The 25,238-nt window shown below is 45.6% G+C and carries 43 protein-coding genes and 1 rRNA gene; 2 read left to right on the forward strand and 42 right to left on the reverse strand.

Features of this window, described 5'->3' with window-relative positions:
- From PUT07_RS33840 to PUT07_RS33850, 3 genes are all read right to left on the reverse strand, one after another.
- Window positions 1–128 (reverse strand): 16S ribosomal RNA (locus PUT07_RS33840); the annotation flags it as partial.
- Between the two features lie 268 nt (window positions 129–396).
- Window positions 397–627: a hypothetical protein gene (locus PUT07_RS33845; protein WP_274473241.1), complete on the reverse strand. Its 231-nt coding sequence runs from the start codon at window positions 625–627 to the stop codon at window positions 397–399.
- Window positions 628–781: 154 nt separating this feature from the next.
- Window positions 782–1,393 carry a stage II sporulation protein M gene (locus PUT07_RS33850; protein WP_274473243.1) on the reverse strand — a complete coding sequence of 204 codons (612 nt, stop codon included), beginning with the start codon at window positions 1,391–1,393 and terminating at the stop codon, window positions 782–784.
- Between the two features lie 113 nt (window positions 1,394–1,506).
- Here PUT07_RS33850 and pdaB point away from each other — a divergent pair, with 113 nt between their 5' ends.
- Complete coding sequence (pdaB, locus tag PUT07_RS33855) at window positions 1,507–2,289, forward strand: polysaccharide deacetylase family sporulation protein PdaB (protein WP_274473244.1); 783 nt, start codon at window positions 1,507–1,509, stop codon at window positions 2,287–2,289.
- 33 nt (window positions 2,290–2,322) lie between these two features.
- Here the strand turns inward: pdaB and PUT07_RS33860 are convergent, their stop codons facing one another.
- Window positions 2,323–2,919, reverse strand: a complete 597-nt coding sequence (locus tag PUT07_RS33860) for a KinB-signaling pathway activation protein (protein WP_274473245.1) — start codon at window positions 2,917–2,919, stop codon at window positions 2,323–2,325.
- A 134-nt stretch (window positions 2,920–3,053) separates the two neighbouring features.
- On the opposite strand from PUT07_RS33860, the gene gerD reads away from it, so the two are divergent.
- Window positions 3,054–3,821: a spore germination lipoprotein GerD gene (gene gerD, locus PUT07_RS33865; RefSeq protein WP_274473247.1), complete on the forward strand. Its 768-nt coding sequence runs from the start codon at window positions 3,054–3,056 to the stop codon at window positions 3,819–3,821.
- Window positions 3,822–3,862: 41 nt separating this feature from the next.
- Here gerD and PUT07_RS33870 read toward each other — a convergent pair whose 3' ends face one another.
- The 38 genes from PUT07_RS33870 to rpsJ all read right to left on the reverse strand — a co-directional run bounded on the left by PUT07_RS33870 (window position 3,863) and on the right by rpsJ (window position 25,034).
- On the reverse strand, window positions 3,863–4,960 hold the full coding sequence (locus PUT07_RS33870) for an Mrp/NBP35 family ATP-binding protein (RefSeq protein ID WP_274473248.1): 1,098 nt from the start codon (window positions 4,958–4,960) through the stop codon (window positions 3,863–3,865).
- 57 nt (window positions 4,961–5,017) lie between these two features.
- Window positions 5,018–5,779 (reverse strand): N-acetylmuramoyl-L-alanine amidase CwlD, encoded by a 762-nt coding sequence (cwlD, locus tag PUT07_RS33875; RefSeq protein WP_274473249.1) that lies wholly within the window; start codon window positions 5,777–5,779, stop codon window positions 5,018–5,020.
- An 81-nt stretch (window positions 5,780–5,860) separates the two neighbouring features.
- Entirely contained in the window at window positions 5,861–7,033 is a 1,173-nt protein-coding gene (gene sat / locus PUT07_RS33880) for a sulfate adenylyltransferase (RefSeq protein ID WP_274473250.1), read from the reverse strand.
- Between the two features lie 24 nt (window positions 7,034–7,057).
- Window positions 7,058–7,750, reverse strand: coding sequence for a phosphoadenylyl-sulfate reductase (locus PUT07_RS33885; RefSeq protein WP_274473251.1), 693 nt, complete (start codon window positions 7,748–7,750; stop codon window positions 7,058–7,060).
- Window positions 7,751–8,023: 273 nt separating this feature from the next.
- Window positions 8,024–8,416: a 30S ribosomal protein S9 gene (gene rpsI / locus PUT07_RS33890; RefSeq protein WP_090826682.1), complete on the reverse strand. Its 393-nt coding sequence runs from the start codon at window positions 8,414–8,416 to the stop codon at window positions 8,024–8,026.
- Window positions 8,417–8,434: 18 nt separating this feature from the next.
- Window positions 8,435–8,872, reverse strand: a complete 438-nt coding sequence (gene rplM, locus PUT07_RS33895; RefSeq protein ID WP_274473253.1) for a 50S ribosomal protein L13 — start codon at window positions 8,870–8,872, stop codon at window positions 8,435–8,437.
- A gap of 170 nt (window positions 8,873–9,042) precedes the next feature.
- Window positions 9,043–9,825, reverse strand: a complete 783-nt coding sequence (gene truA, locus PUT07_RS33900) for a tRNA pseudouridine(38-40) synthase TruA (protein WP_274473255.1) — start codon at window positions 9,823–9,825, stop codon at window positions 9,043–9,045.
- Window positions 9,826–9,914: 89 nt separating this feature from the next.
- Window positions 9,915–10,280: a 50S ribosomal protein L17 gene (gene rplQ / locus PUT07_RS33905; RefSeq protein WP_163953683.1), complete on the reverse strand. Its 366-nt coding sequence runs from the start codon at window positions 10,278–10,280 to the stop codon at window positions 9,915–9,917.
- A 23-nt stretch (window positions 10,281–10,303) separates the two neighbouring features.
- Window positions 10,304–11,248, reverse strand: coding sequence for a DNA-directed RNA polymerase subunit alpha (locus PUT07_RS33910; protein ID WP_274473256.1), 945 nt, complete (start codon window positions 11,246–11,248; stop codon window positions 10,304–10,306).
- A 126-nt stretch (window positions 11,249–11,374) separates the two neighbouring features.
- Window positions 11,375–11,770 carry a 30S ribosomal protein S11 gene (gene rpsK, locus PUT07_RS33915; RefSeq protein ID WP_028557470.1) on the reverse strand — a complete coding sequence of 132 codons (396 nt, stop codon included), beginning with the start codon at window positions 11,768–11,770 and terminating at the stop codon, window positions 11,375–11,377.
- 18 nt (window positions 11,771–11,788) lie between these two features.
- Entirely contained in the window at window positions 11,789–12,157 is a 369-nt protein-coding gene (gene rpsM, locus PUT07_RS33920) for a 30S ribosomal protein S13 (protein ID WP_274473257.1), read from the reverse strand.
- An 18-nt stretch (window positions 12,158–12,175) separates the two neighbouring features.
- Window positions 12,176–12,289: a 50S ribosomal protein L36 gene (gene rpmJ, locus PUT07_RS33925; protein ID WP_029196444.1), complete on the reverse strand. Its 114-nt coding sequence runs from the start codon at window positions 12,287–12,289 to the stop codon at window positions 12,176–12,178.
- A 107-nt stretch (window positions 12,290–12,396) separates the two neighbouring features.
- Entirely contained in the window at window positions 12,397–12,615 is a 219-nt protein-coding gene (gene infA / locus PUT07_RS33930) for a translation initiation factor IF-1 (RefSeq protein ID WP_009676800.1), read from the reverse strand.
- A gap of 2 nt (window positions 12,616–12,617) precedes the next feature.
- Window positions 12,618–12,923 carry a KOW domain-containing RNA-binding protein gene (locus tag PUT07_RS33935; protein ID WP_274473258.1) on the reverse strand — a complete coding sequence of 102 codons (306 nt, stop codon included), beginning with the start codon at window positions 12,921–12,923 and terminating at the stop codon, window positions 12,618–12,620.
- 10 nt (window positions 12,924–12,933) lie between these two features.
- Complete coding sequence (gene map, locus PUT07_RS33940) at window positions 12,934–13,686, reverse strand: type I methionyl aminopeptidase (protein WP_274473260.1); 753 nt, start codon at window positions 13,684–13,686, stop codon at window positions 12,934–12,936.
- Window positions 13,686–14,336 (reverse strand): adenylate kinase, encoded by a 651-nt coding sequence (locus PUT07_RS33945; RefSeq protein WP_274473262.1) that lies wholly within the window; start codon window positions 14,334–14,336, stop codon window positions 13,686–13,688. The genes map and PUT07_RS33945 overlap by 1 nt, the downstream gene beginning before the upstream one ends.
- An 85-nt stretch (window positions 14,337–14,421) precedes the next feature.
- Entirely contained in the window at window positions 14,422–15,726 is a 1,305-nt protein-coding gene (gene secY / locus PUT07_RS33950) for a preprotein translocase subunit SecY (RefSeq protein ID WP_274473263.1), read from the reverse strand.
- Window positions 15,726–16,166 (reverse strand): 50S ribosomal protein L15, encoded by a 441-nt coding sequence (gene rplO, locus PUT07_RS33955; protein WP_274473264.1) that lies wholly within the window; start codon window positions 16,164–16,166, stop codon window positions 15,726–15,728. Before rplO ends, secY begins: the two co-directional genes overlap by 1 nt.
- A gap of 36 nt (window positions 16,167–16,202) precedes the next feature.
- Entirely contained in the window at window positions 16,203–16,391 is a 189-nt protein-coding gene (rpmD, locus tag PUT07_RS33960; protein WP_274473266.1) for a 50S ribosomal protein L30, read from the reverse strand.
- 11 nt (window positions 16,392–16,402) lie between these two features.
- On the reverse strand, window positions 16,403–16,900 hold the full coding sequence (rpsE, locus tag PUT07_RS33965; RefSeq protein ID WP_029196451.1) for a 30S ribosomal protein S5: 498 nt from the start codon (window positions 16,898–16,900) through the stop codon (window positions 16,403–16,405).
- Between the two features lie 28 nt (window positions 16,901–16,928).
- Complete coding sequence (gene rplR, locus PUT07_RS33970; protein WP_274473268.1) at window positions 16,929–17,297, reverse strand: 50S ribosomal protein L18; 369 nt, start codon at window positions 17,295–17,297, stop codon at window positions 16,929–16,931.
- 74 nt (window positions 17,298–17,371) lie between these two features.
- Window positions 17,372–17,914 (reverse strand): 50S ribosomal protein L6, encoded by a 543-nt coding sequence (gene rplF / locus PUT07_RS33975; RefSeq protein ID WP_274473269.1) that lies wholly within the window; start codon window positions 17,912–17,914, stop codon window positions 17,372–17,374.
- Window positions 17,915–17,943: 29 nt separating this feature from the next.
- Window positions 17,944–18,342: a 30S ribosomal protein S8 gene (rpsH, locus tag PUT07_RS33980; protein WP_029196454.1), complete on the reverse strand. Its 399-nt coding sequence runs from the start codon at window positions 18,340–18,342 to the stop codon at window positions 17,944–17,946.
- Between the two features lie 33 nt (window positions 18,343–18,375).
- Window positions 18,376–18,561 (reverse strand): type Z 30S ribosomal protein S14, encoded by a 186-nt coding sequence (locus PUT07_RS33985; protein ID WP_029196455.1) that lies wholly within the window; start codon window positions 18,559–18,561, stop codon window positions 18,376–18,378.
- A 36-nt stretch (window positions 18,562–18,597) separates the two neighbouring features.
- A complete protein-coding gene (gene rplE / locus PUT07_RS33990) occupies window positions 18,598–19,140 on the reverse strand; it encodes a 50S ribosomal protein L5 (protein WP_274473272.1) in 543 nt (180 codons plus the stop codon).
- A gap of 32 nt (window positions 19,141–19,172) precedes the next feature.
- Window positions 19,173–19,526 (reverse strand): 50S ribosomal protein L24, encoded by a 354-nt coding sequence (gene rplX / locus PUT07_RS33995; RefSeq protein ID WP_274473273.1) that lies wholly within the window; start codon window positions 19,524–19,526, stop codon window positions 19,173–19,175.
- Window positions 19,527–19,577: 51 nt separating this feature from the next.
- Window positions 19,578–19,946 (reverse strand): 50S ribosomal protein L14, encoded by a 369-nt coding sequence (gene rplN / locus PUT07_RS34000; RefSeq protein ID WP_028557485.1) that lies wholly within the window; start codon window positions 19,944–19,946, stop codon window positions 19,578–19,580.
- Between the two features lie 35 nt (window positions 19,947–19,981).
- Complete coding sequence (rpsQ, locus tag PUT07_RS34005) at window positions 19,982–20,245, reverse strand: 30S ribosomal protein S17 (protein ID WP_274473275.1); 264 nt, start codon at window positions 20,243–20,245, stop codon at window positions 19,982–19,984.
- Between the two features lie 27 nt (window positions 20,246–20,272).
- Window positions 20,273–20,470, reverse strand: a complete 198-nt coding sequence (gene rpmC / locus PUT07_RS34010; RefSeq protein WP_028557487.1) for a 50S ribosomal protein L29 — start codon at window positions 20,468–20,470, stop codon at window positions 20,273–20,275.
- The gene (rplP, locus tag PUT07_RS34015) at window positions 20,460–20,894 is read right to left on the reverse strand and encodes a 50S ribosomal protein L16 (RefSeq protein ID WP_127457537.1); all 435 of its coding nucleotides are present in this window, start codon (window positions 20,892–20,894) and stop codon (window positions 20,460–20,462) included. The genes rpmC and rplP overlap by 11 nt, the downstream gene beginning before the upstream one ends.
- Before the next feature lie 3 nt (window positions 20,895–20,897).
- On the reverse strand, window positions 20,898–21,560 hold the full coding sequence (gene rpsC, locus PUT07_RS34020; protein WP_274473277.1) for a 30S ribosomal protein S3: 663 nt from the start codon (window positions 21,558–21,560) through the stop codon (window positions 20,898–20,900).
- Window positions 21,561–21,573: 13 nt separating this feature from the next.
- Window positions 21,574–21,906 carry a 50S ribosomal protein L22 gene (gene rplV, locus PUT07_RS34025; RefSeq protein ID WP_028557490.1) on the reverse strand — a complete coding sequence of 111 codons (333 nt, stop codon included), beginning with the start codon at window positions 21,904–21,906 and terminating at the stop codon, window positions 21,574–21,576.
- Between the two features lie 31 nt (window positions 21,907–21,937).
- Window positions 21,938–22,216 (reverse strand): 30S ribosomal protein S19, encoded by a 279-nt coding sequence (gene rpsS, locus PUT07_RS34030; protein ID WP_274473278.1) that lies wholly within the window; start codon window positions 22,214–22,216, stop codon window positions 21,938–21,940.
- A 48-nt stretch (window positions 22,217–22,264) separates the two neighbouring features.
- Window positions 22,265–23,095, reverse strand: coding sequence for a 50S ribosomal protein L2 (rplB, locus tag PUT07_RS34035; RefSeq protein ID WP_274473279.1), 831 nt, complete (start codon window positions 23,093–23,095; stop codon window positions 22,265–22,267).
- A gap of 29 nt (window positions 23,096–23,124) precedes the next feature.
- Window positions 23,125–23,415: a 50S ribosomal protein L23 gene (gene rplW, locus PUT07_RS34040; protein ID WP_274473281.1), complete on the reverse strand. Its 291-nt coding sequence runs from the start codon at window positions 23,413–23,415 to the stop codon at window positions 23,125–23,127.
- Complete coding sequence (gene rplD / locus PUT07_RS34045) at window positions 23,412–24,038, reverse strand: 50S ribosomal protein L4 (protein WP_274473282.1); 627 nt, start codon at window positions 24,036–24,038, stop codon at window positions 23,412–23,414. Before rplD ends, rplW begins: the two co-directional genes overlap by 4 nt.
- 17 nt (window positions 24,039–24,055) lie before the next feature.
- Window positions 24,056–24,679: a 50S ribosomal protein L3 gene (gene rplC, locus PUT07_RS34050; RefSeq protein WP_274473283.1), complete on the reverse strand. Its 624-nt coding sequence runs from the start codon at window positions 24,677–24,679 to the stop codon at window positions 24,056–24,058.
- 46 nt (window positions 24,680–24,725) lie between these two features.
- The gene (rpsJ, locus tag PUT07_RS34055; RefSeq protein ID WP_028557496.1) at window positions 24,726–25,034 is read right to left on the reverse strand and encodes a 30S ribosomal protein S10; all 309 of its coding nucleotides are present in this window, start codon (window positions 25,032–25,034) and stop codon (window positions 24,726–24,728) included.
- Between the last annotated feature and the right edge of the window lie 204 nt (window positions 25,035–25,238).

The raw sequence follows: 25,238 nt of genomic DNA on the forward strand, positions 1-25,238 counted from the left end.
TCTTACAGGCAGGTTACCTACGTGTTACTCACCCGTCCGCCGCTAAGCACCGAAGTGCTCCGCTCGACTTGCATGTATTAGGCACGCCGCCAGCGTTCGTCCTGAGCCAGGATCAAACTCTCCATAAAGGGAAAATCTGAAAAGCTCAATTGACTTGCTAGCGAGATTGTTAATCTCATTTATGCATTACTCACTCGTTGTTCAGTTTTCAAAGATCAATGACTCTTCATTATTTCCACCGCTGTTTAGCGGCGACTTTTTTAATATACCACATTCGCCCGGGACATTGCAAGTTTTTTTCAAAAACTTTTTCCGCTTTTCCAAGCAGCTTGTCCCTTTCGTTGGGGCGAGTTATAAAGTAACACATACATAGAGGGTAAGTCAAGAACATACCCCCTATTTTTTTTGCGCTTGGTAATTGCGATTTCTCGCATACTTGGATATTTCCTTGGGACTCGCTAATCGAGCGTACATCCTGAAGATAACTTTATATCTGGATTCTATAGCCCCTTTGATTTCTTGGTCGATCCTTTTGTCATTCAAATCAAACAGCATTTCATCCAATTCTTTACGCAATACATAATCTAATTCTCTACATTCCCGATCATTGAACAAAAATCCGAGCATACATCCATCCAAACCCCTCTCGACTGTAGAGATTTATGGCACTTACAGTTGGATTGCTTGCAGCGCTCAGCACCGCCTTGCACCCTGCGCTCCTGACTGCTTTACTGTTATGCTCAGTTTTTGCCAATTTTATGACAAGACGACTGAAAAATTTTTACAGATGAACCAACCAGTAGGTAAGCGTACTTTCGATGATTGCCGCACACAACAAAAGTACCACAATGGCAACAATTAGCGGCTTAGTGAGACGCAACGTTCTCGTCAGCTCTGCACGCGCCGTTCTTAACTCGGCAGGCATGAATACCTGAACAAAGCTCTTCCATACGAGCATCCCTAGTTTAAGTCCATAGGCACAGGCTAATAGAATGACAGGAATCTCAATGATCCCATGAGGCAAGATGCCCTTAAGTACAATCGATAAAGTGCTTTCGTGCGTCTGCAGCGATAAGACATACCCCAGTATCATTCCGTTGGCGATCAGCATGAACAGCGGCGGTAGACCCAGAAGGAGACCGACGAATATAATGGCTACTGATTTTACTGCATTGTTCAAAAAAATGACGATGAAAAACCATAGCTGCGGATTCTCCTTATTGCTTAAAGACTGGCTAATGGATTTGAGCCCTTGCATTTGCCCTTCAAGAAAGTTGGAAAACTGAGCGGAATTCGCCCACCCGAGGTAAAAGCTAAAACCAAAAACGAGAACGACTACGATAAAGTAATGCTTCATTTCTTTAAAATGTTGAAAAAGCGGCTTTAATGTCATTGTGATTTCCTCCATTTTCGGAAGCATAAGTGCTGTGTGTACGAGCATACATTATTTCATAAAGAGTATACAAGCCTTGCCCATTTATGAGCAGAAGGAGGTACAAGCCCTACATGAATTACTTTTTTGTACTAAATGCCAAGAAATTCAAACAATACGTCTTTATCGCTCTTGCCATCGTATTCGCAGCAGCCATCGTCTATTCGGAGCAAAGCAATGTTTCGGTCTTCTCGAACGCTGAGCCGTCGGCTATCTATAGCGTACAGACAGAAAGAAAGGTCATTGCCCTAACCTTCGATATTTCCTGGGGAGAGAAGAGGGCCGAACCGATCCTGAATATTTTGAAGGAAAAAGGCGTTCAGCAAGCCACTTTCTTCTTATCCTCTCCTTGGAGCAAGAGCCATCCAGAGATCGTGGAGCATATCAAGAAGAGCGGTTATGAAATCGGCAGCCATGGCAATAAGCACGATAACTACAGCACTCTCAGCGATGAGGAGATTCGCAAACAAATTACGACGGCGCACGGTATTTTGACTGAATTGGTCGGAAAAGAGCCGAACCTCATTCGCCTTCCTAACGGCGATTTCGACAAACGCGTGCTGCGAATCGCCAACGACTTGGGATATTCCGTTATTCAATGGGATACGGATTCTCAGGATTGGCTCAATAAAGGTGTAGATACGATTATTAATCGGGTCGTCTCGAAGGCTCATCCCGGGGATATCGTGCTGCTTCACGCCAGTGATTCTTCCCAACAAACACATGAAGCGCTGCCGGTCATCATCGATCAGCTGAGAGCCAAAGGATATGAATTCGTTAGCGTCAGCGAGTTGATTAAACAAACGGAAGTGCAGACTACCCCCGTTGAAGATCGCGCAATGAAACAAATCAATTAATAGGCTTATAAAAAAAGAAAGAGCTAATGCGAATTAGCTCTTTTTGTTATCCAATATTTTATGTAAAATCAGAATTTGCCATGCATTGCAAACGAGCAGCGGAGCCAGCATAAAAAGACTGGATGCCGCGTTATCCAACTTCAATGCAGGTACAGCTTCCAAAGTAGATACGGCGCACATGAAAAACAGTGTCGGAATGAACGCATTCCGGTTCGTCATCCGTACTTTCCAATAGGCTACCGCCAAAGAAATGACTAATATGATTAGCGGCAGAACCGAATAGCTCAGCATAGAGCCGTTTCCTTCAAAATTCGTCATTCGGAGATAGACCAAATCGATGAGAACGACGATAACAATTGTCAATTGAAGTAAATCCCAAACGGTTTTGGATCTGATAATTCCAGCCGCTATGAATCTAACAATCAGATAAGCGAAGAAGCCCATTTGACTCAGAACGCTGATCGTCGCTCCCCCAAGCAGCATATTGACGACATTAAATCCTACGGCCGATAAGCCCATTACGGAAAATTCTTTGTCGGAAAATTGCAGAATAAGTCCAATTCCTAGCGATACAACCATACCTAATACGAGTGTTGTCCAAAATAAATGGAACCATTTGCGCAGCGTCAAGCTTATTACCCCCTACATCAACTCTAATTGTTAATTGTACCAACGATTGAGATAAAAAGCCAATGAATTGCCCTTATAATCTATCCTTAACCACACATACTAACAGTACTAAGCTAGGAAGGGAGCATTCTTTCATGATAATAAGAAAGTTAAGCCCAATGATGGTTCTGCCGCTAATTGCTATTGCTTTACTTCTTTCATCGTGTGGAACCGACAACTCATCGCAAGGCCAGTCGCAAGGCATGACGTATAAAGAGCAGAAGACGATGATACTGGATATTTTGAAATCCGAGGATGGGAAGAAAGCGATCAGTGCCGCGAACCGCAGCATCATGAACGGTGATGTCGGAGCCAATGGCGTTGCCGGCCAGTCACAAATCAAGCTGCTCTCAGCCAATGAGTCCCTCCAGCTGCAGATGGCGGTCAAGGATGTCCTCACTGCCAAAGAAAATAATATGTTCTTGACGGATATGATGAAGGATCCTAAGTTCGCCGGCGATTTCGCCAAGGCGATTCAGAAAGAAACCAAACAGATGTTCAAAGAGCTTCTGAAAGACCCCGAGTATCAAAAATCGCTCGTCGATGTGATGAAAAATCCTGACTACGAGAAGATGATGCTCGATGTGATGAAAACTGCGGCATATCGTCAACAGATGATGACGGTTATGGAAGAATCGATCCAAAGCCCATTGTTCCGCGCTCACATGGTCGATCTGCTGAAAGCGGCCATCGCTCAGCAAAGCAAGCCTGAACAAATGCCTACGGCAAAAAGCGCCGAGAAGAAAAGCGGCGGCGAAGATAAAGGCCAACAAGGCGGAGATGAGAAGAAGAAGGAAGAGGAGAGCGATTCCGAGGATTCGGAGAAAAAGAAAAAAGAATCGGGTTCATCCGATTCCCAATAACAAACAAAGGCTGACGGAGATTTATTCCGCCAGCCTTTGTTTTATTTCTCCAATTTGGCGATTAGGTTTGCAGCTACTTCCAGGTAGATTTGACCTGTTTGGGAATCTTGTTTATAAACGGACGGCGAGTAATCCATTTCCGATACGTGGTTATCTGGAGCTCCAAGCGGAATTTGCGCAAGCAGCTCGCTGTGCAAGTCATCGGCCAGTCTGGCGCCCCCGCCTTTACCGAAGATGTAATCCTTACTTCCGCAGTCTTTGCACTCGTAGTAAGCCATATTCTCGACGACACCCAGGATCTCATGATTCGTTTGGACAGCCATCGCTCCCGCTCTAGCAGCTACGAACGCTGCGGTAGCATGCGGAGTCGTCACGATAATCTCTTTGCTTTGCGGAATGAGCTGATGCACGTCCAATGCCACATCGCCCGTCCCTGGCGGAAGATCGAGGAGGATGTATTCAACATCGCCCCAATTGACTTCGTTGAAGAAATTGCGCAGCATTTTGCCCAGCATCGGACCACGCCAAATGACCGGCGCATTATCTTGAACGAAGAAGCCCATCGAGATGACTTTGACGCCAAACCTTTCGACTGGATAAATAACATTATCGACCAGCTTCGGCTGCTCTTCAATTCCCATCATATCGGGAATACTGAAACCATAGATGTCGGCATCGATGATGCCTACCTTCTTCCCTTGACGAGCAAGAGCTACCGCCAAATTGACCGTTACCGTCGATTTGCCGACGCCGCCCTTACCGCTGGCGACAGCGATGAATTGAACCTTGGAGCCTTCGCTCAGAATCGGTTGATCAATTGGCGGTTGTACAGGCTTGGATTGCTTGGACGCATTTCCTTCAGGCTGAAAAGCCTCTTCGATCTGGTTACGTTCATAATCCGTCATTAACCGATAGCGGATATGAACCTGTGGGACCCCCAGCTTCTCCAGAGCTTGCCGAATGAAGGAACCGGATGACTCTTTATAAGCTTGGTCTTCCGCCGCAACAATCAGGCTTAACGAGACGCTTTCCTCTTTGATGAGAATATCGCGCACCAAATTAAGCTCAACGACGCTTTTGTTGTACCGCGGCTCTAACAGAGGCTTCAGAGCTTCTATCAACTGATCTTTATTTATCATAGCCACTCACCTTTATTCAGTCATTGTAAAACCATTAGTGGCCTTTATTATATCACATTATGATTCAGAACCCACTTTCTCCCCGCTATAAAATCGCAGCACACCCTGATAAATGGACGCCGCGACCTTCCTCTGATATTTCTCATCGGCCAATAGTCTAGCTTCTTCCGGATTCGATAAGAAGCCCACCTCGATCAGCGCGCTTGGCATCTTTAGCGTTTTGAGCAGATAGACCGTTCTGTCTGCCGGTTTCGCGACGCGGTCGGTGTTCTCCAGGTTTTTCTTTAATTCCTCTTGAATCAGCGTAGCTAAATTGGAATTGTTCGGATTATTCAGGTAGTAGAACGTTTGTGCGCCTTTCCATCTCGGAGAAGGGATACTATTCAAATGGACGCTTAGGAACATATCCGCATTCTTCTCATCAATGAGATCGGCTCGATTGTGCAGGTCTTCCGTCTTCCGTTTGCTATACCCTTTCGTCCCCGGCTCCGCCAGATCTGTGTCCGTTTCTCTCGTCATGACAACAATCGCACCTGCCTGCTGCAAATAATCCCTCAGCTGCAGAGTGATCGCCAAGTTAATATCTTTCTCAATCACGCCTTCCCGACTGGAGGCACCGCCGTCAGGACCGCCATGACCGGCATCAAGCGCAATCGTCTTACCAGAGAGCGGCAGCTGCCAATCCGACCATGTTTTCGTTGCCGGCAGCTCATAAGCGTAGATGAAGACCACAAGGGCGACCAGCATAACGGAAAGGGCGAGCTTAAGACTGCTGTGAAAAGTCAGCCAAACGACCAATCTTTTCTTCCTTTTGCGCATAAAAAAATCCACCTCTGTTCCCCATAGACTCTGTAACATCTATATGGGACAAGGTGGACAAATATACCTGACTTACAAGGCTTATGCTTGATATCCCGGCTCTCTAAGCCCTTCTATCAGCACTTGCGCCACTTCCGGACGGGTAAACTCCGGCGGCGGGCATTGGCCGGCCCTGAGCAGACCACGAACCTTCGTACCGGATAGGTGCAAATGTGCGGACTTGTCGTGCGGGCACGTTTTGCTCGATGCCATGTTGCCGCATGTCGTGCAGAAGAAGCTGTGTTCGAAGAACAAGGGCGTAATGCCCATCTCTTCCGGTGTAAAATGGCTGAAAATTTGCTGCGCTTCATACGTCCCGTAATAATCGCCTACGCCCGCGTGGTCGCGTCCAACGATGAAGTGGGTACAGCCATAGTTTCTGCGTACGATCGCGTGCAGTATCGCTTCTCGGGGGCCTGCATAACGCATCGCAGCCGGATATACCCCTAAGAACGTGCGATCCTTCGGATAGTAGTTATCCAGGAGCACCAGGTAACTTCTCATGCGTACGTCAGCCGAGATATCGTCGGATTTCGTTTCTCCTACAAGCGGATTAAGGAACAGGGCATCGACGATCTCCATGGCTGATTTCTGAATATATTCGTGCGCGCGATGAACCGGGTTACGGGTCTGGAATCCTACGACGGTTTTCCAGCCTTTGTCGGCAAAAATACGGCGTGTCTCTGCCGGGTCATAGTAAAACTCCTCAAACTTCTTCCGTTTCGGACGATTCAACAGCCGAATCGGTCCTCCGATATTCGTAGAAGAGCGTGAGAACAATTTCTCAACGCCCGGATGAGCGGCATCGCCCGTTTTGAAAACTTTCACAGCTTCATTCATTAGGTCTACTTCGTAAATGCTTGTCGTGTTCAGAAGAGCGTATAGGACGCCATCTTCTTCGCCAACAAGAGCGACTTCTTCACCAACTGTGATCGTTGCAGCCACTTCAGGCGCAATGGAAAGTGTAATCGGTATGCTCCATACCGTACCATCCGCTAGGCGCATTGTTTCTACAACGGAGTTATAGTCAGCTTCATCCATAAAGCCTGTCAAAGGCGAGAACGCGCCCACACCAATCAAAACCAAGTCGGAAATTGTCCAAGAGTTCACACGAATTTGCTTCAGGGATGCTGCGTGTTGAAGCAGCACTTCTCTTTGCTCAGCCGGAACCTGGCGATTTACTAATTCGCCGCCATGAGGTTTGATCGTTGTCATTTACGTCGACCTCCATGATTGGTCTTATTTATGAAGTCCGCATTCTGTTTTCTCCGAATTTGCCCAACGTCCTGCGCGCGGGTCTTCACCCTCAGCAACTTGGCGTGTGCAGTGAGAGCAGCCGATACTTGGGTAGTTACGGTCATGCAGCGAATTATAGATTACATCGTTCTCACGGATGTAATTCCAGACATCTTCGGATGTCCAGCCAGCCAACGGATTGAACTTGATCAGACCGAATTTGACGTCATACTCCACTTTTTTGGCATTAGCGCGAGTTGGCGCTTGATCGCGGCGAATTCCCGTAATCCATGCGTCATAATTTCTGAGGATATCTGTCAAAGGATCCACTTTCCGAATGTTGCAGCACTGGTTCGCATCCGTTTTCCAAAGCTCGTCACCGAATTGCGCCGCCTGCTCTTCCAGCGTCAATTTGGGCAGCACTTGCACGAATTTGGTGCCGTAATGCTGTTCTAGACGGTCTCTAGTTTCATACGTCTCAGGGAAGTGAACATTCGTATCCAGGTAGAAGATATCGACGTTGGGGTTGATTTTCTGCAGCATATCGACAAGCACAACATCTTCTGCACCGAAGCTGCAGGCTAGCGTCAGATTAGGAAATGTCTCGACGGCTAGTTTCAAGACCGCTTCAGGGGATTGGTTTTCGAACTCTTCAGCAGCTTTTGAAACAAATGCTTCTTTTTCAAAAAGATTCATGTCAGTGCCCTCCATCTATAATTCCGAGTGTTATTGTATGATTTATATTTTATTATAACGGAGTTCCTCTTTCTGTCAATGACTTTTTGCCATTTTGGTATTAACTTCTTCGAAGAAAGAGGATTTTGGCACTCAAATAGCACTCGATATTAACTATATGAGAATACTTTTCAACAAATGAAAAGAAATTAACGGATTCCCGTAATAAAAAAGAAAAACCTTCCCAGCACGAGCCGGAAAGGTTTCCTGTACATGCGCAAGAAGCGCAAGATCTTAACGTTTGGAGAATTGTGGAGCGCGACGAGCAGCTTTCAAGCCGTACTTTTTACGCTCTTTCATACGGGAATCACGAGTCAGGAAGCCTGCTTTTTTCAGGGATCCACGGTACTCAGGATCAGCTTTCAGCAATGCACGGGAGATCCCGTGACGGATTGCTCCAGCTTGTCCGCTGATTCCGCCGCCGTTAGCAAGTACAAGAACATCGTATTTGCCAACAGTTTCAGTCAATGCCAAAGGTTGTTTAACGATGAGTTTCAAAGTCTCAAGACCGAAATACTCATCCAGATCACGTTTATTGATGATGATGCGTCCTTCACCCGGTACTAGGCGCACGCGCGCTACCGAATGCTTACGACGACCCGTTCCATAATATTGAACTTGTGCCACGAAACGTTCCTCCTTATATTAACCGCGAAGATTCCATACTTCAGGTTGTTGTGCTTGGTGCGGGTGCTCTGCTCCACCGTAGACTTTCAGCTTAGTTTTCAAGCTGTCGCCAAGACGGTTCTTAGGAAGCATGCCATGTACGGCGAATTCGATCATACGATCAGGTTTGCTGTTCAGCAAGTCCTGAGCGGAAGTTACTTTCAGACCACCTTGATACAAGGAGTGGCTGTAGTATTTTTTGTTTTGCATTTTCTTACCAGTAAGGTGAATTTGGGAAGCGTTGATTACGATAACGAAATCACCAGTGTCTACATGTGGAGTAAATGCTGGTTTGTGCTTACCGCGGATAATGCTTGCAACTTCACTTGCAAGACGGCCAAGAGTTTGGCCAGCAGCGTCAACGATGTACCATTTACGCTCAACTTCATTAGGCTTAGCCATATATGTGGTGCGCATGCTTAATCCTCCTAATATATCTCAATACGTTGATTATAATTGTTAATTTACATTTGCGATGGATGGTTGTGGCTGTTACGGATCAGGGGCTGTGGGATAGCCGATCACGAAACGCCAAGTTATATTTTACACGAAACCAGGTAAAGAAGCAAGCGATGTTTTACGCTTTGTTAGTACTCGACTCTCCAAAGCATTAAGCCCATTGCTTCCGCCGTAGGGCCGGCCTGCGACCGGTCTAGAGCCTCCAGAATGCGCTGCATATCGCTGCTAGGACGTTTGCCTTCACCAATCTGAATCAACGTGCCTACGATGATCCTGACCATGTTATACAGGAACCCATTCCCGGTAAAAATGAGGCGAATCCGTTCCACTTTACCCTCTCCGCCAAGTTCATCCGTCTCCAGCACCATACGAGCCTCGTAGAGTGTCCTTACCTTCACTTCCTTATCCGTTCTCACCGTGCAAAACGAAGTAAAATCATGCTCTCCTAGCAAGCAAGGGAGCGCCTCTCTCATGGCTTCCACATCCAAATGCGTAGGGTGATGGTATTCATAATTCCGGTGAAAGACATCAGGGAAGCGCGCCGAGCGAATCGTGTAGCAGTATGTCTTACGTTTCGCGGCTTTGCGGGAATGAAAGGATGGATGGACTTCCTCGGCCGTATGGGCGACGATGTCCTTGGGTAGTCTAGCATTGAGAGCTAAACACCACCGTTCCACTGGGATCTTGGATTGCGTGGTAAAATTGATCACTTGCGCTTTCGCATGTACGCCTGCGTCCGTACGGCCCGAGGAGGCAACCTTCACGCGCTCGCCGGTCAACAGATAAACCGCCTCTTCCAATCGTTGTTGAATCGTATCGGAAGTCGGTTGTATCTGAAATCCGGAATAAGCCGTTCCATCATAGCTTATGGTAAAACGCAGATTTCTCCATGGTTGATCTTCCGCTTCCATGAGTCATCCCTTTCTAGGGTCAAGCAAAAGACTGCAAAAAAAGGGCTTCAGCAGAATCAGTGATTCCGTCCACCCTTTCCCATCCGTCTTTATGCGCGATCTACTAGCTCTAGGTAAACCATTGGTGCTGCGTCACCGCGGCGTGGTCCCAGTTTAAGGATACGTGTGTATCCACCTGGACGCTCGGAGTAACGAGTAGCCAATTCGGAGAACAGCTTTTGAATCGCATCTTGGTTCTCGTTTGCAGCTTCTCTACGAACAAAAGCAGCAACCTGACGGCGTGCATGAAGGTCTCCGCGTTTCGCAAGAGTGATTAACTTCTCAGCGATGGAACGAATTTCTTTTGCTTTTGCTTCTGTAGTTTGAATGCGTTCATGTATGAACAAATCTGTAACCAGATCACGGAATAACGCTTTACGATTACTGGAATCGCGGTTCAACTTCCTGTAGTTCATTGAATTAACCTCCTTCTGACAGATTATTCCTCGGTACGAAGACCCAAACCAAGCTCTTCGAGCTTCTCTTGAACTTCTTCAAGCGATTTGCGACCTAAGTTCCGAACTTTCATCATGTCTTCTTCTGTTTTGGTAATAAGCTCTTGTACGGTGTTAATCCCTGCACGCTTGAGGCAGTTGTAAGAACGAACGGATAGATCCAGCTCTTCGATTGTCATCTCCAGAACTTTCTCTTTCTTATCTTCTTCTTTCTCCACCATAATCTCAGCATCTTTCGCTTCATCCGTCAGTCCGACGAACAAGTTCAGGTGCTCTGTTAAGATTTTGGCTCCCAAGCTTACGGCTTCTTCTGGTCGAATACTTCCATCGGTCCACACTTCGAGGGTCAACTTATCATAGTTCGTCACTTGGCCGACGCGAGTATTCTCGATACTGTAGTTCACTCGGGTAATAGGCGTGTAGATCGAATCAATTGGAATCACACCAATTGGTTGCTCTTCATGCTTATTTTTGTCCGATTGGACATAACCGCGTCCTCTGCCCGCATGAATCCTCATGTGAAGACGTGCGTCCGGAGACAAGGTCGCAATATGCAGATCCGGGTTAAGAATCTCCACATCGCTATCACCGCGGATATCAGCCGCAGTAATCATACCTTCTCCTTCAGCATCAATTTCAAGCACTTTCTCCTCATCGGAGTGAATTTTCAACGAAAGTCCTTTGAGATTAAGGATAATTTCCGTTACATCCTCAAGCACGCCAGGAATCGTTGAAAACTCATGCAAAACGCCATCGATTTGGACAGAGGTTACTGCAGCCCCGGGTAAAGAGGACAGTAAGATACGACGTAGTGAGTTACCTAAGGTTGTACCATAGCCACGCTCCAACGGCTCAATAATGAATCTACCATAAGAGCCGTCTTCACTTAATGCTACGGTTTCTATTTTTGGCTTTTCGATTTCGATCATGAAATGTACCCTCCATTCAATACGTCGTTTCCCTCTGGATACTTCGCTTCAAAATTCAATAGTATGCCTATCCTTCAAACCATTATTCACGATTTTAGGATAATTATACTACAAAGTAATCCTGAATTATACGCGACGACGTTTTGGAGGACGGCAGCCATTGTGAGGAACCGGAGTCACGTCTTTAATCAGGTTTACTTCAAGACCTGCTGCTTGCAAAGAGCGGATTGCTGCTTCGCGGCCAGCTCCTGGGCCTTTAACCATAACTTCAACAGTTTTCAAGCCATGCTCCATAGCTGCTTTTGCTGCTTTTTCAGCTGCCATTTGTGCCGCAAAAGGAGTACTTTTACGGGAACCTTTGAATCCAAGGTTTCCTGAAGATGCCCAGGAAATTGCGTTGCCATGCGGATCCGTGATCGTTACGATCGTATTGTTAAATGTTGAACGGATGTGTGCAACTCCGGACTCAATATTTTTACGGTCACGACGTTTCGTACGGACTACTTTTTTAGGTTTTGCCATTAGCTCTAACCCCCTTTATTATTTCTTCTTATTAGCTACTGTACGACGAGGACCTTTACGTGTACGAGCATTCGTTTTAGTACGTTGTCCACGAACAGGAAGACCACGGCGGTGACGAAGACCACGGTAGGATCCGATTTCGATCAGACGTTTGATGTTCAGGGAAATCTCACGGCGAAGATCGCCTTCTACTTTAAGAGTTTTGTCGATTACATCACGGATTTTGCTCACTTCGTCTTCAGTCAGATCGCGAACGCGAGTGTTACCGTCAATACCTGTTGTAGCGATGATTTTCTGAGCAGTAGTCGTGCCGATACCGAAGATGTAAGTCAACGCGATTACAACTCGTTTGTCACGAGGTAAGTCAACCCCAGCTAAACGTGCCATCTACAGATGCACCTCCTTTTAACCTTGTTTTTGTTTGTGCTTTGGATTTTCGCAGATAACCATAATGTTACCTTTACGACGAATAACTTTGCATTTCTCGCAAATCGGTTTTACCGATGGTCTAACTTTCATTTCTAAGCCCTCCTTATCATCGTAAGCAACCATGTTGCGTTTTCTAATAGAAAACTTGCTTCGTAAGCATACGCCTTGAGAGAGTAACTTACATGTAAGCCGATCATTTATTTAAAACGGTAGGTTATACGGCCTCTCGTTAAATCGTAAGGCGATAATTCTACGGTAACCTTGTCTCCAGGCAAAATGCGGATAAAGTGCATTCTGATTTTACCTGATACATGGGCTAGGATTTTATGACCATTTTCCAATTCAACCTTAAACATTGCATTCGGAAGAGGTTCAATCACTGTACCTTCTACTTCAATTACATCTTCTTTGGCCACAGTCATTCTCCTTTCTCTTGTGCTTCATCTTGCATAAGTTCAACGAATTTGGCAATTGCATGACGCAGCTTACCGTTAGTTACACGACCTGTTTCCCTAATGCTTGACTCCACTTCACTACTAATCGTGTCTTGTATTTGAAGATGATTCAGGTTCTTCTTCTTCGGCTGATCGAATTTGCGGTGAACGCCGTCTGCAAGCCAGACGAAGCGATGATCGGCAATGCCGACCACTACCGCATATTCACCGGGGTCTCTGCCGCGAAGCACCTTTACGATTTGACCGACCTGCGGCGTCAGCTTATTCACTCTACATCACCTACGATCTAGGCAGAGTTAATATTTCGTAACCTGCTGCCGTAATGGCAACCGTATGTTCAAAATGAGCGCATATCGACTTATCCGCGGTAACGACAGTCCAATCGTCTTCGAGCGTTTGGACGAATCTTTCGCCAACGACCACCATGGGTTCAATGGCTAGGACCATGCCTGGTTTGAGACGAGGGCCTTTATCAGGTACACCGTAATTCGGAATTTGCGGTTCTTCGTGAAGATCCTTACCGATACCGTGACCGACATACTCTATCACGACGGAGAAGCCTGCGTCTTCAATACAAGTTTGGATTGCATGCGACAACGTGTAGAGTCTAGCATCCGGTTTAGCTTCTGCTATGCCTCGATACAGTGATTGTTCAGTTACGGCTAACAAACGTTTGGCCGTCTCTGAAATTTCACCGACAGGATAAGTCCATGCAGAATCTCCATGATAACCTTTATACTGAGCGCCGATATCGATCGAGATAATATCGCCCTCAACCAGCTTTCTTGGACCAGGAATACCATGAACTAATTCTTCGTTGACTGAAGCACATATGCTTCCAGGAAAACCGTTATAGCCTTTAAAAGATGGAATCGCTCCCTGACTGCGAATGTATTCCTCCGCGATCTGATCAAGTTCTTTCGTTGTAATGTTCGGACGAATGGCCCTTGCCAGCAAGCGGTGCGTTTCGGCTACGATCCGACCAGCTTCTCGCATTAGGTCTAGTTCAACCTCGGACTTACAAATGATCATTACGCTAGACCTCGTAGCAGTGAGCTAATTTGTTCGGTTACCGCATGAATGTCTTGTTCTCCGTTAACCTCACGCAATAATTCCCTCTTTTGGTAGTAATCCAGCAGCGGAGCGGTTTTGTTGATGTATTCATCCAAACGCGTTCCGACTTTCTCTTCCGTATCATCAGATCGTTGGTACAACTCACCGGAACATTTATCGCATACGCCTTCTTGCTGAGGTGGGTTGAAGATTACATGATACGTAGCGCCACAGGATTTACAAATTCTTCGGCCGGTCAGTCGTGCAAGCAAGAAACTACGATCAACGGAAAGATTGATAACCAACTCAATCTTTTTGCCTAAGGAATCTACAATTTCAGCTAAAGCATCCGCTTGAGCAACGGTTCTCGGGAACCCGTCAAGCAGAAAACCTTTATCGCAGTCCGGTTGAGCAAGTCGCTCTCTTACAATACCGTTCGTGATTTCATCAGGAACCAGAAGCCCCTTATCAACATAACCTTTGGCTTCCACACCAAGCGGTGTACCTTGGCTCATCGCCAAGCGGAAAGCATCTCCAGTCGAAATATGAGGAATTTGAAATTCACTTACGATCTTCTCAGCTTGCGTACCTTTGCCTGCACCAGGAGGCCCCATAAAAATTACGTTCAACTTTATAACCTCCCATCGCACTCGGCGTTACGAGCAGCACAATAGGTGCCGATGTCGCCTAACTAGCCCCATCAGAACCTATATGCTATTTATTGATAAACCCTTTGTAATGCCGTTTAATCAATTGGCTCTCGATTTGCTTCATCGTTTCAAGACCAACGCCTACTACGATAAGTAAAGATGTACCACCAATCCGAACCGAACTTGGCAAGCCTGCAAGACCTCCAAAAAGCATTGGGAGAATCGAGATTGCTGAGAGAAACAGAGCTCCAGAAAGAGTAATTCTAGTCATTACGCGAGTCAGATAAACAGAAGTTGTTTTACCAGGACGAATCCCCGGTATGTAGCCACCGTTTTTCTTCATCTGATCTGCCATTTGAACTGGATTAATCTGTACGAAGGTGTAGAAGTATGTGAAACCAATAATCAACAGTACATATAGGACGATCGCTAGCGGTGCAGATTGGTTAATGCTTAAATTGTTGATGATCCATTCTGCCACGACATTTCCTCTCCAATAAGATGCAATGGTAGGAGGAAACATCAATAACGATAGTGCAAAGATAACTGGGATTACACCGGCAGCATTCACTTTAAGCGGAATGTGCGTCGTTTGGCCACCGTACATTTTACGACCAACTACTCGTTTGGCATATTGTACAGGGATCTTACGAACCCCTTGCTGTACGAAAATGACGCCCGCAATAATCAGCACAACAACGATAGCAATAATGATCAGTTTTACGATATTCAGGAACAATGCTCCTTCGGTCGCAAACAGTGATTTGTAGATTTGCTGTATGCTTGTAGGAATCGCCGCGACGATACCTGCAAAGATGATAATGGAAATACCGTTGCCGATTCCAAATTCCGTGATTTGCTCACCTAGCCACATCAAGAACGCAGTACCAGCTGTCAATACGATAGCAATCAAAGCAAAAGTCGTAAACCCTGGATCAATAACGAGTCCGCTGTATAGGCGGTTAAACCCGATCGATAATCCGAAAGCTTGGATAATGCCGAGAACGATCGTGCCGTAGCGAGTAACTTGCGTCATCTTCTTACGACCAACGTCTCCCTCTTTAGCCCATTGCGCAAAGCGCGGCACTACGTCCATGGACAAAAGCTGTACGATGATCGAAGCCGTGATGTAAGGCATAATCCCCATCGCGAAGATGGAGAACTGGAAGAGCGCACCGCCGGAAAACGTGTTAAGCAAACCAAAGACATCGCTCTGATTCGCTTGGTCTTGAAGCTTAAGAACATCCGTATTAATGTTAGGTACTGGAATGAACGCACCTAAGCGGTAGACGATCAACAAGAGGAGTGTAAAAACAATCCTTCTGCGCAAATCCTCTACCTTGAAGATGTTGGCTATGGTACTGAACATTAAATCACCTCGGTTTGACCGCCGGCAGCTTGTATTTTCTCAATCGCAGATTGAGAGAACTTGTTCGCTTTAACGGTTAATTTTACTGTGATTTCACCGTTTCCTAAAATTTTGATACCATCTTTAGGAGCTTTTACAATACCAGCCTCCATCAAAGCTTCTGGAGTAACCTCAGTACCAGCTGCGAAGTTGTTCAAATCCTCAAGGTTCACGATCGCGTACTCCGTACGGAAACGGTTCGTGAATCCACGTTTAGGTAAACGACGGTATAACGGGTTTTGTCCACCCTCGAATCCAGGACGAACGCCTCCACCGGAACGTGCGTTTTGACCTTTGTGTCCGCGAGTCGATGTTTTACCCATACCGCTACTTGTACCACGTCCAACACGCTTTGCGGTTTTACGAGCGCCAGTAGCAGAACTTAGCTCATGTAACTTCATCGTTGCACACCTCCTCTAGATCTTAATATTGTACTCTTATGCTTCTACTTCTTTAACTTCTACCAAGTGACTCACTTGATTAACCATACCTCTGATAGCCGCGTTATCTTGGTGAAGAACCGTTTGGTGCAGCTTGCGCAGACCAAGAGTTTTCACAGTAATGCGTTGCGTTTCAGGACGGCCGATCAGGCTGCGTTTTAGGGTAATTGCTAATTGTTTCGCCATGTTTACCCCTCCTAACCTAATAGCTCTTGAACGGTTTTGCCACGAAGTTTTGCAACTTCTTCCGCTTTTTTCAGGCGGCTTAGGCCTTCAAGCGTTGCGTTAACCATGTTCATAGAGTTCGATGAACCCAGGGATTTTGTCAAGATATCGCCGATACCAGCAAGTTCAAGTACTGCACGAACTGGTCCGCCTGCGATAACTCCAGTACCTTGAGAAGCTGGTTTCAAGAGGACGCGTCCTGCGCCGAACTTACCAGTTACAAGGTGAGGAATCGAAGTGCCTACGATTGGAACATGAATCAAGTTCTTTTTCGCATCTTCAATACCTTTGCGGATTGCATCAGGAACCTCGGATGCTTTACCGATTCCTGCGCCAACCCAGCCATTGCCGTCGCCTACGACAACAAGTGCGCTGAAGCTGAAACGACGTCCGCCTTTTACTACTTTAGCTACGCGGTTAATGTTAACAACTTTTTCTGTTAGCTCTAAAGTATTAGGATCTACACGCAAGTCTTTTACCTCCTTATATATCTATTTCCTAGAATTCTAATCCAGCTTCACGAGCTGCGTCAGCCAATGCTTGAACGCGTCCATGATACAGGTATCCACCGCGGTCAAATACCACTTGGCTTACACCTTTCTCTTTCGCGCGAGCAGCGATCAATGCGCCAACTTTACGAGCGGCTTCAACGTTACCGCCGTTGCCGATTTCGCTTTTCAGATCTTTATCTTGAGTGGATGCTGCAACAATAGTAACACCAGTAGTGTCATCGATCAGTTGAGCATACATGTGTTTGGAAGAACGGAAAATGTTCAAACGTGGGCGAGCAGTTGTACCTTCGATTTTCTTACGAACGCGAAGATGTCTTTTCAGACGTGCTTTGTTTTTATCGCCTTTAGTAATCATCTATACTTACACTCCTTTCATCATCTTATGATGCGAGGCTTATGCTTTGATAGCAAGCTATCTCACGAAAGCTCTTATTTCTTCTTACCAGCTTTACCTTCTTTACGAAGGATGCGCTCGCCTTCGTACTTAATACCTTTACCTTTATACGGCTCAGGCTCACGTACGGAACGAACTTTAGCTGCCATAGCGCCAACTCGCTCTTTATCGATACCTTTAACGATGATTTTTGTGTTCGAAGGAACTTCGAACTCAATACCGCTCTCAGGTGTGATTTCAACCGGATGGGAGTACCCAACGTTGAGAACCAGTTTGTCACCGCTTTTGTTAGCACGGTAACCTACGCCTACTAGATCCAAAGATTTCGCGAAGCCTTCCGTTACACCACTTACCATGTTGGCAACAACACTGCGTGTTGTACCATGCAAAGCACGGTGGAGCTTGTTATCGGAAGGACGCTCAACAGAAATCTCGTTCTCCAGAACACTTACTTTGATATCTTTATGAAGTTCACGGGACAAAGTACCTTTAGGGCCTTTAACCGTGATCAGAGTATTATCTAGTGTTACATTTACACCACTTGGGATGGTGATTGGTTTGCGACCAATACGAGACATGTTTGCACCTCCATTCAATTACAATTGTATTACCAAACGTAGCAGATAACTTCTCCGCCAGCTTTGGATTGACGAGCATCTTTATCCGTCATAACTCCCTTGGATGTGGAGATGATGGCAATCCCTAGTCCGCCCAAAACACGAGGGATCTCTTGAGATTTTGTGTAAACGCGCAATCCTGGTTTGGAGATTCTCTTCAAACCGGAGATAACACGTTCATTGTTTGAACCGTATTTCAGGAACAAACGGATGATACCTTGTTTGCTATCTTCAACGTACTCAGCATCACGGATAAATCCTTCTTTTTTAAGGATTTCAGCGATTTCCCTCTTCACTTTGGATGCAGGGATTTCAACTGTTTCATGACGTACGATATTCGCATTACGAATGCGAGTTAGCATATCTGCAATTGGATCTGACATGACCATTTTGTGTAAACCTCCTTCCCGAAAATAGGGTGATTACCAGCTAGCTTTTTTCACACCTGGAATCTGACCTTTGTGTGCTAATTCGCGGAAACAAATCCGACAAATTTTGAACTTGCGAAGCACTGAATGCGGACGTCCGCAGCGCTCACAACGCGTGTATGCTTGCACTTTAAACTTCGGGGTACGTTGTTGTTTAACTTTCATCGAAGTTTTTGCCACTTAATATAACACCTCCTGATAGGTACGACCTGGAACCTATTTTACGAAAGGCGCTCCGAGTTGTGTTAAAAGCTCGCGAGCTTCTTCGTCGGACTTAGCCGTTGTTACGATAACAATATCCATACCACGAACTTTATCTACTTTATCATACTCAATTTCTGGGAAAATGAGTTGTTCTTTCAGACCTAGCGTGTAGTTTCCACGGCCATCGAAAGCCTTGTTGGAAATACCACGGAAGTCACGTACACGTGGAAGTGCAACGTTGAAGAGCTTATCCAAGAAATGATACATGCGCTCGCCGCGAAGTGTTACTTTCACACCGATCGGCATGTTCTCACGAAGTTTGAAGCCCGCGATGGATTTTTTGGATTTTGTTACTACCGGTTTTTGACCAGCGATCTTTTGAAGATCTTCTACTGCAGTGTCAAGTACCTTGGAGTTCGATACAGCCTCACCAACACCCATGTTGATAACGACTTTCTCGATTTTAGGAACCTGCATAACTGTTGAGTAGTTAAACTTTTGAATCAACGCTGGAGTAATTTCGTTCAAATAACGATCTTTCATTCTTACTGCCATGAGTCAGTTGCCTCCTTTCCATGCTTGTTGTATTAGTCGATAACTTCTCCGGATTTTTTCGCGACGCGAACTTTCGTTCCATTATCCAATACTTTGTATCCTACGCGAGTAGGTTTGCCGCTCTTAGGATCAATCAGCATCACGTTGGAAACGTGGATTGCAGCTTCTTGAGTCAAGATACCGCCTTGTGGGTTTTGTTGGGATGGCTTCGCATGTTTCTTCACCATGTTTACACCTTCAACCAATACACGGTTCTCACGAGGGTAAGCAGCGATTACACGGCCCTTCTTACCTTTGTCTTTACCAGTGATTACAAAAACCGTATCGTCTTTTTTTACGTGCAGTTTATTGTTATGAGATTCTAATCTCTTTTTTGTTCTTGGCATTAGCTTCTACACCTCCTGATGCTTCCGTTAGGAAACACATCGTAACTGTTCTTAGATAACTTCTGGAGCCAAGGAAACGATCTTCATGAAGTCTCTGTCACGAAGTTCGCGCGCTACTGGTCCAAAGATACGTGTACCGCGTGGGCTTTTATCTTCTTTCACGATAACAGCCGCGTTCTCATCGAATGAGATATATGAACCGTCTTTACGGCGAGCACCGCTCTTCGTACGGACGATAACAGCTTTTACAACGTCACCTTTTTTGACAACGCCACCTGGTGTTGCTTCTTTTACTGAACATACGATAAGATCACCAATGTGACCAACGCGACGACCAGTACCACCCAAAACGCGGATACACATCAATTGCTTTGCACCGGAGTTGTCAGCGACAGCCAAACGAGTAAATGGTTGAATCATCGTATTCCCTCCTTTCGGGATTCGTGTCTAGATTGTTAGATAACAACTGCTACTTCAAGAATTTCAACCAGTCTCCAAGATTTATCTTTGGACAATGGTCTAGTCTCAGCGATTTTCACAGTGTCACCAATTTTTGCTTGGTTGTTCTCATCGTGAGCTTTGAATTTCTTCGTATATTTGATTCTCTTGTGGTAGAGATCATGTTTTTTGTAAGTTTCAACAGCAACAACAATGGTTTTATCCATTTTATCGCTGACAACCTTACCGATCTGAGTTTTACGATCGTTGCGTTCAGCCATGTAAGGAATCCTCCCTTCTAGATTTGGTTAGCCAATCCCCAATTCTCTTTCACGCAAAATAGTCTTGGCACGAGCGATCTCTTTACGCAAATCACGAATTTGAGTCGGATTGTCCAATTGACCAGTAGCTAGTTGAAAACGGAGGTTAAAGAGTTCTTCTTTGAACCCATTCACTTTTTGCTCGATTTCAGCAGTGGTTAAGTTCCGGAATTCACTACCCTTCATTTGCTTCACCGCCTACTTCTTCTCTTTTCACGAACTTCGTTTTGATTGGAAGCTTGTGAGCAGCAAGACGCATCGCTTCGCGAGCGACTTCTTCGCTTACACCAGCCAATTCAAACAATACTTTGCCCGGTTTTACTACGGAAACCCATTTCTCCACGTTACCTTTACCGCTACCCATACGAACTTCAAGCGGCTTTTGCGTAATTGGTTTAGCTGGGAAAATTTTAATCCACACTTTACCGCCACGTTTGATGTAACGTGTCATGGCAATACGTGCTGCTTCGATTTGACGGTTGGTTACCCAAGCCGGTTCAACTGCTTGCAGACCATATTCGCCAAAAGTTACTTCCGTTCCACCTTTAGCGCGACCTTTCATGCTACCGCGGTGTTCTTTGCGGTGTTTTACACGTTTAGGTACTAACATGATTTAATTTCCTCCTTCCGGCTGAGCCTTTTTCTTAGCTGTCGGAAGTACTTCTCCACGATAAATCCATACTTTTACACCAATACGTCCGTAAGTAGTGTGTGCCTCAGCAGTACCGTAGTCGATATCCGCACGAAGCGTATGAAGTGGAACAGTACCTTCGCTATATCCTTCCGTACGAGCGATCTCAGCGCCGCCAAGACGTCCGCTAGTTGCTACTTTAATACCTTTTGCTCCGGATCTCATTGTTCTTTGCATAGCTTGTTTCATCGCACGACGGAAGGAAACACGACGTTCCAATTGAAGAGCGATGGACTCAGCTACCAGGATAGCATCGAGGTCTGGTGTTTTGATTTCAGAAATGTTGATGTGAACCTTTTTATTGGACATGCCAGCGATGTAGTTGCGAATAACTTCAACTTCCGCTCCGCCTTTACCAATAACCATTCCTGGTTTTGCAGTATGAATCGTTACGTTCACACGGTTAGCCGCGCGCTCGATGTCGATGTGGGAAACTGCAGAATCTTTAAGTTTATTTTTTAAGTATTCGCGGATTTTGACGTCTTCAAGCAGCAGAGTTCCGAAATCTTTCTCTGCGAACCATTTGGACTCCCAATCACGAATAATACCAATTCTTAGGCCTACCGGGTTGACTTTCTGACCCACACGTTATCCCTCCTTATTTCTCAGATACCACGATTGTAATGTGGCTGGTACGTTTTTTGATCGCGCTAGCGCGGCCCATTGCACGTTGTTGGAACCGTTTCATAGTAGGTCCTTGGTTAACGAACGTCTCAGAAACCACTAGCTTGTTAGGATCTAATGAATAGTTATGCTCTGCATTGGCAATTGCGGAGTTCAGAAGTTTCTCCAGGATTGGAGAAGCTGCTTTAGGCGTATGACGCAGAATCGCGATCGCTTCACCTACCGCTTTTCCCCGAATCAAGTCAACAACTAGCTTTGCTTTACGAGGAGCAATCCGAGCGTGGTTCAATATTGCTTTAGCTTGCATGGTAGTACCTCCTCTCGGTTAAAAAATGAAATTAACGTTTACCGGTTTTCTTATCGTCATCGTGACCTTTGTAAGTACGTGTTGGAGCAAATTCACCAAGCTTATGTCCAACCATATCTTCTGTTACGTATACAGGCACGTGTTTTCTTCCATCGTACACTCCGAAAGTGTGACCAACGAATTGCGGGTAAATCGTAGAACGACGGGACCAAGTTTTGATCACCAGCTTTTTGCTGGATGCGTTCAAGTCTTCTACTTTTTTCAGTAAGTATCCATCGATAAATGGACCTTTCTTTAAGCTGCGACCCATGGGTGTTCCTCCCTTCCTTGAACCTCAAGAGAATTCATATATCCGTGATTACTTCGTACGACGGCGTACAATGTATTTATCGGAAGCTTTACCTTTTTTACGAGTTTTGAAACCAAGCGTCGGTTTACCCCATGGAGACATAGGTGATTTACGTCCGATTGGTGCGCGTCCTTCACCACCACCGTGTGGGTGATCATTCGGGTTCATAACAACCCCACGAACTTGAGGACGATTGCCTTTCCAACGATTACGTCCTGCTTTACCGATTTTCACGAGTTCGTGATCTTCGTTACCAACAGAACCTACTGTTGCGCGGCAAACTTTAAGAACTTTACGAACTTCACCAGAGGAAAGGCGAATTGTTACATAAGTTTCTTCTTTACCAAGAAGTTGAGCTTCCGTACCGGCAGCACGCACTAGCTGCGCACCTTTACCTGGTTTCAACTCGATGTTGTGGATAACTGTACCAACTGGAATGTTCTCTAGTGGAAGAGCATTACCAATTTTGATGTCTGCATCCGGACCGGAAACGATACGATCGTCCACTTTAAGACCTTTTGGAGCGATGATGTATCTTTTCTCACCGTCAGCATAGTGAATCAACGCAATGTTAGCGGAACGGTTAGGATCGTACTCGATTGTAGCAACGCGTCCTGGTATTCCATCTTTAGTACGTTTGAAATCGATAATCCGGTACTTACGCTTGTGGCCACCGCCGTGGTGACGAACCGTAATTTTACCTTGGTTGTTACGTCCAGCTGTTTTGCTCAAAGGTGCAAGCAAAGATTTCTCCGGCGTCGATGTTGTGATTTCTTCGAATGTAGAAACCGACATCGCACGTCTTGCTGGAGAGGTTGGTTTATATTTTTTAATTGGCACTCGGATTCCCTCCTTACTTCAAGAATGATTTATACCGTTTCAAAGAATTCCAATTCTTTGCTGTCTGCGCTCAGGGACACGATAGCTTTCTTCCAGATGGAAGTGTAGCCTTGGTGACGGCCGTAACGTTTTGGCTTAGCTGGCATTCTAAGTGTGTTTACATTTGTAACTTTCACTTTGAAAATAGCTTCGATGGCTTGTTTGATTTCTGTTTTGTTAGCGCGAAGATCCACTTCGAAAACATACTTTTTGTTAGCCATTAGGTCGCTTGTACGCTCAGTGATGATCGGGCGCTTGATAATGTCGCGTGGATTTTTCATTGTGCAAGCACCTCCTCAACTTTCTGTACAGCATCTTGCGTAATGATCAGTTTGTCATACAGCATGACATCACGAACATTCACGCCATTAGCAGCAACAAATTTCACACCTGGGATGTTACGAGCGGACAAAGCAACGTTGGAGTCGTTCTCTACGCCTACAACCAATACTTTGCGATCAACTTTCAGGTTGTTCAAGATGGCTACGAATTCTTTCGTTTTTGGAGCGTTCAATTGAAGCTGATCCAAAACGATCAAGTTATTATCCAGAACTTTCGAAGACAAAGCGGATTTGATCGCTAAGCGACGAACTTTTCTAGGTAATTTGAAACCATAGCTGCGAGGAGTTGGTCCGAAAACCGTACCGCCGCCTTTCCATTGTGGAGCGCGGATACTACCTTGACGAGCGCGGCCAGTTCCTTTTTGTTTCCAAGGTTTACGACCACCGCCGCGAACTTCCGAACGACCTTTGGTCTTGTGAGTTCCTTGACGCACAGCTGCTTGTTGCAATAGAACAGCTTCGTGAATCGCGTGAACGTGAGGCTCAATTCCGAAAACAACGTCAGACAGTTCAACTTCTCCTACCTGAGCACCTGTTACATTATATAAAGCTACTTTTGGCATTCTGTCTTCCTCCTTTCTTACTTTTTAACAGCAGACTTAACGCTAACATAGCTGTTTGTAGGACCAGGAATGGAACCTTTTACTAGCAATACGTTACGCTCAGCATCTACTTTAATGATTTGCAGGTTTTGCAAAGTTACTGTTTCATTACCCATTTGTCCTGGCAGGTTTTTACCTTTAGGAACACGGTTTGCTTGAATGGAACCCATGGAACCTGGTCCTCTGTGATAACGGGAGCCGTGAGCCATTGGTCCGCGGGATTGGTTATGTCTTTTGATGTTACCTTGGAACCCTTTACCTTTGGAAGTACCCGTTACATCAACGAATTCGCCCTCTGCGAACAGATCTGCTTTCAGCTCTTGGCCAACTTCGTAGTCACCCAACTGAACACCGCGAATTTCTTTAACGTAGCGCTTAGGCGTTGCCCCTGCTTTTTTGGCATGGCCAAGCTCTGGTTTAATGATTCTGCTTGCTTTCACATCATCAAAACCGATTTGGATCGACTCATATCCGTCGTTATCCACATCTTTCTTCTGAAGAACCACACATGGTCCCGCTTGAATGACAGTTACCGGAACTACGTTACCATCCGGAGTAAACAACTGTGTCATTCCTAGTTTTTTCCCTAAGATACCTTTCATCGTTGACACCTCTTTTCCTTCCTAAACGTTCGATTCTATAATTGTTTTACAGTTTGATCTCGATGTCAACGCCAGACGGCAAGTCTAGACGCATCAAAGCATCAACTGTTTGTGGTGTTGGATTCACAATATCGATAAGACGCTTATGCGTACGCATTTCGAATTGCTCACGCGAATCCTTGTACTTGTGTACCGCACGAAGAATCGTGATGATTTGCTTCTCTGTCGGAAGCGGAATCGGACCGGATACACCTGCACCGGAACGCTTGGCAGTTTCCACGATTTTCTCAGCTGATTGATCAATGATTCTGTGATCATAAGCTTTCAAACGGATACGAATTTTTTGCTTTGCCATATAAGTCCCTCCTTCTATCGCCCAATTTAGTATCGGACATACTCCGCGAAAATTCTCCAACGCCTTCCCCATGGCAAAGGGTCCGGGTGTGTCGGCAACCTTTCACATCATCGCAACGTCACAGACCAACGTTTAATATTATATAAAAAATAAAAGTGAAATGCAAGCGAAATTTTAGGCATTTGCATAAAAAAACACTCACCG

Source organism: Paenibacillus sp. MAHUQ-63 (assembly GCF_028765165.1).
Taxonomy (GTDB): domain Bacteria; phylum Bacillota; class Bacilli; order Paenibacillales; family NBRC-103111; genus Paenibacillus_E.

Excerpts from the sequence above, each read along its gene's own strand:
- PUT07_RS33845 (WP_274473241.1), bottom strand. The coding sequence starts at position 627 with ATGCTCGGATTTTTGTTCAATGATCGGGAATGTAGAGAATTAGATTAT.
- PUT07_RS33850 (WP_274473243.1), bottom strand. The coding sequence starts at position 1,393 with ATGACATTAAAGCCGCTTTTTCAACATTTTAAAGAAATGAAGCATTAC.
- pdaB (WP_274473244.1), top strand. The coding sequence starts at position 1,507 with ATGAATTACTTTTTTGTACTAAATGCCAAGAAATTCAAACAATACGTC.
- gerD (WP_274473247.1), top strand. The coding sequence starts at position 3,054 with ATGATAATAAGAAAGTTAAGCCCAATGATGGTTCTGCCGCTAATTGCT.
- PUT07_RS33870 (WP_274473248.1), bottom strand. The coding sequence starts at position 4,960 with ATGATAAATAAAGATCAGTTGATAGAAGCTCTGAAGCCTCTGTTAGAG.
- cwlD (WP_274473249.1), bottom strand. The coding sequence starts at position 5,779 with ATGCGCAAAAGGAAGAAAAGATTGGTCGTTTGGCTGACTTTTCACAGC.
- sat (WP_274473250.1), bottom strand. The coding sequence starts at position 7,033 with ATGACAACGATCAAACCTCATGGCGGCGAATTAGTAAATCGCCAGGTT.
- PUT07_RS33885 (WP_274473251.1), bottom strand. The coding sequence starts at position 7,750 with ATGAATCTTTTTGAAAAAGAAGCATTTGTTTCAAAAGCTGCTGAAGAG.
- rplM (WP_274473253.1), bottom strand. The coding sequence starts at position 8,872 with ATGCGCACCACATATATGGCTAAGCCTAATGAAGTTGAGCGTAAATGG.
- truA (WP_274473255.1), bottom strand. The coding sequence starts at position 9,825 with ATGGAAGCGGAAGATCAACCATGGAGAAATCTGCGTTTTACCATAAGC.
- rplQ (WP_163953683.1), bottom strand. The coding sequence starts at position 10,280 with ATGAACTACAGGAAGTTGAACCGCGATTCCAGTAATCGTAAAGCGTTA.
- PUT07_RS33910 (WP_274473256.1), bottom strand. The coding sequence starts at position 11,248 with ATGATCGAAATCGAAAAGCCAAAAATAGAAACCGTAGCATTAAGTGAA.
- rpsK (WP_028557470.1), bottom strand. The coding sequence starts at position 11,770 with ATGGCAAAACCTAAAAAAGTAGTCCGTACGAAACGTCGTGACCGTAAA.
- rpsM (WP_274473257.1), bottom strand. The coding sequence starts at position 12,157 with ATGGCACGTTTAGCTGGGGTTGACTTACCTCGTGACAAACGAGTTGTA.
- rpmJ (WP_029196444.1), bottom strand. The coding sequence starts at position 12,289 with ATGAAAGTTAGACCATCGGTAAAACCGATTTGCGAGAAATGCAAAGTT.
- map (WP_274473260.1), bottom strand. The coding sequence starts at position 13,686 with ATGATCATTTGTAAGTCCGAGGTTGAACTAGACCTAATGCGAGAAGCT.
- secY (WP_274473263.1), bottom strand. The coding sequence starts at position 15,726 with ATGTTCAGTACCATAGCCAACATCTTCAAGGTAGAGGATTTGCGCAGA.
- rplO (WP_274473264.1), bottom strand. The coding sequence starts at position 16,166 with ATGAAGTTACATGAGCTAAGTTCTGCTACTGGCGCTCGTAAAACCGCA.
- rpmD (WP_274473266.1), bottom strand. The coding sequence starts at position 16,391 with ATGGCGAAACAATTAGCAATTACCCTAAAACGCAGCCTGATCGGCCGT.
- rplR (WP_274473268.1), bottom strand. The coding sequence starts at position 17,297 with ATGATTACTAAAGGCGATAAAAACAAAGCACGTCTGAAAAGACATCTT.
- rplF (WP_274473269.1), bottom strand. The coding sequence starts at position 17,914 with ATGTCTCGTATTGGTCGCAAACCAATCACCATCCCAAGTGGTGTAAAT.
- rpsH (WP_029196454.1), bottom strand. The coding sequence starts at position 18,342 with ATGGTCATGTCAGATCCAATTGCAGATATGCTAACTCGCATTCGTAAT.
- rplE (WP_274473272.1), bottom strand. The coding sequence starts at position 19,140 with ATGGCAGTAAGAATGAAAGATCGTTATTTGAACGAAATTACTCCAGCG.
- rplX (WP_274473273.1), bottom strand. The coding sequence starts at position 19,526 with ATGCCAAGAACAAAAAAGAGATTAGAATCTCATAACAATAAACTGCAC.
- rplN (WP_028557485.1), bottom strand. The coding sequence starts at position 19,946 with ATGATTCAACCATTTACTCGTTTGGCTGTCGCTGACAACTCCGGTGCA.
- rpsQ (WP_274473275.1), bottom strand. The coding sequence starts at position 20,245 with ATGGCTGAACGCAACGATCGTAAAACTCAGATCGGTAAGGTTGTCAGC.
- rpmC (WP_028557487.1), bottom strand. The coding sequence starts at position 20,470 with ATGAAGGGTAGTGAATTCCGGAACTTAACCACTGCTGAAATCGAGCAA.
- rplP (WP_127457537.1), bottom strand. The coding sequence starts at position 20,894 with ATGTTAGTACCTAAACGTGTAAAACACCGCAAAGAACACCGCGGTAGC.
- rplV (WP_028557490.1), bottom strand. The coding sequence starts at position 21,906 with ATGCAAGCTAAAGCAATATTGAACCACGCTCGGATTGCTCCTCGTAAA.
- rpsS (WP_274473278.1), bottom strand. The coding sequence starts at position 22,216 with ATGGGTCGCAGCTTAAAGAAAGGTCCATTTATCGATGGATACTTACTG.
- rplW (WP_274473281.1), bottom strand. The coding sequence starts at position 23,415 with ATGAAAAATCCACGCGACATTATCAAGCGCCCGATCATCACTGAGCGT.
- rplD (WP_274473282.1), bottom strand. The coding sequence starts at position 24,038 with ATGCCAAAAGTAGCTTTATATAATGTAACAGGTGCTCAGGTAGGAGAA.
- rplC (WP_274473283.1), bottom strand. The coding sequence starts at position 24,679 with ATGAAAGGTATCTTAGGGAAAAAACTAGGAATGACACAGTTGTTTACT.
- rpsJ (WP_028557496.1), bottom strand. The coding sequence starts at position 25,034 with ATGGCAAAGCAAAAAATTCGTATCCGTTTGAAAGCTTATGATCACAGA.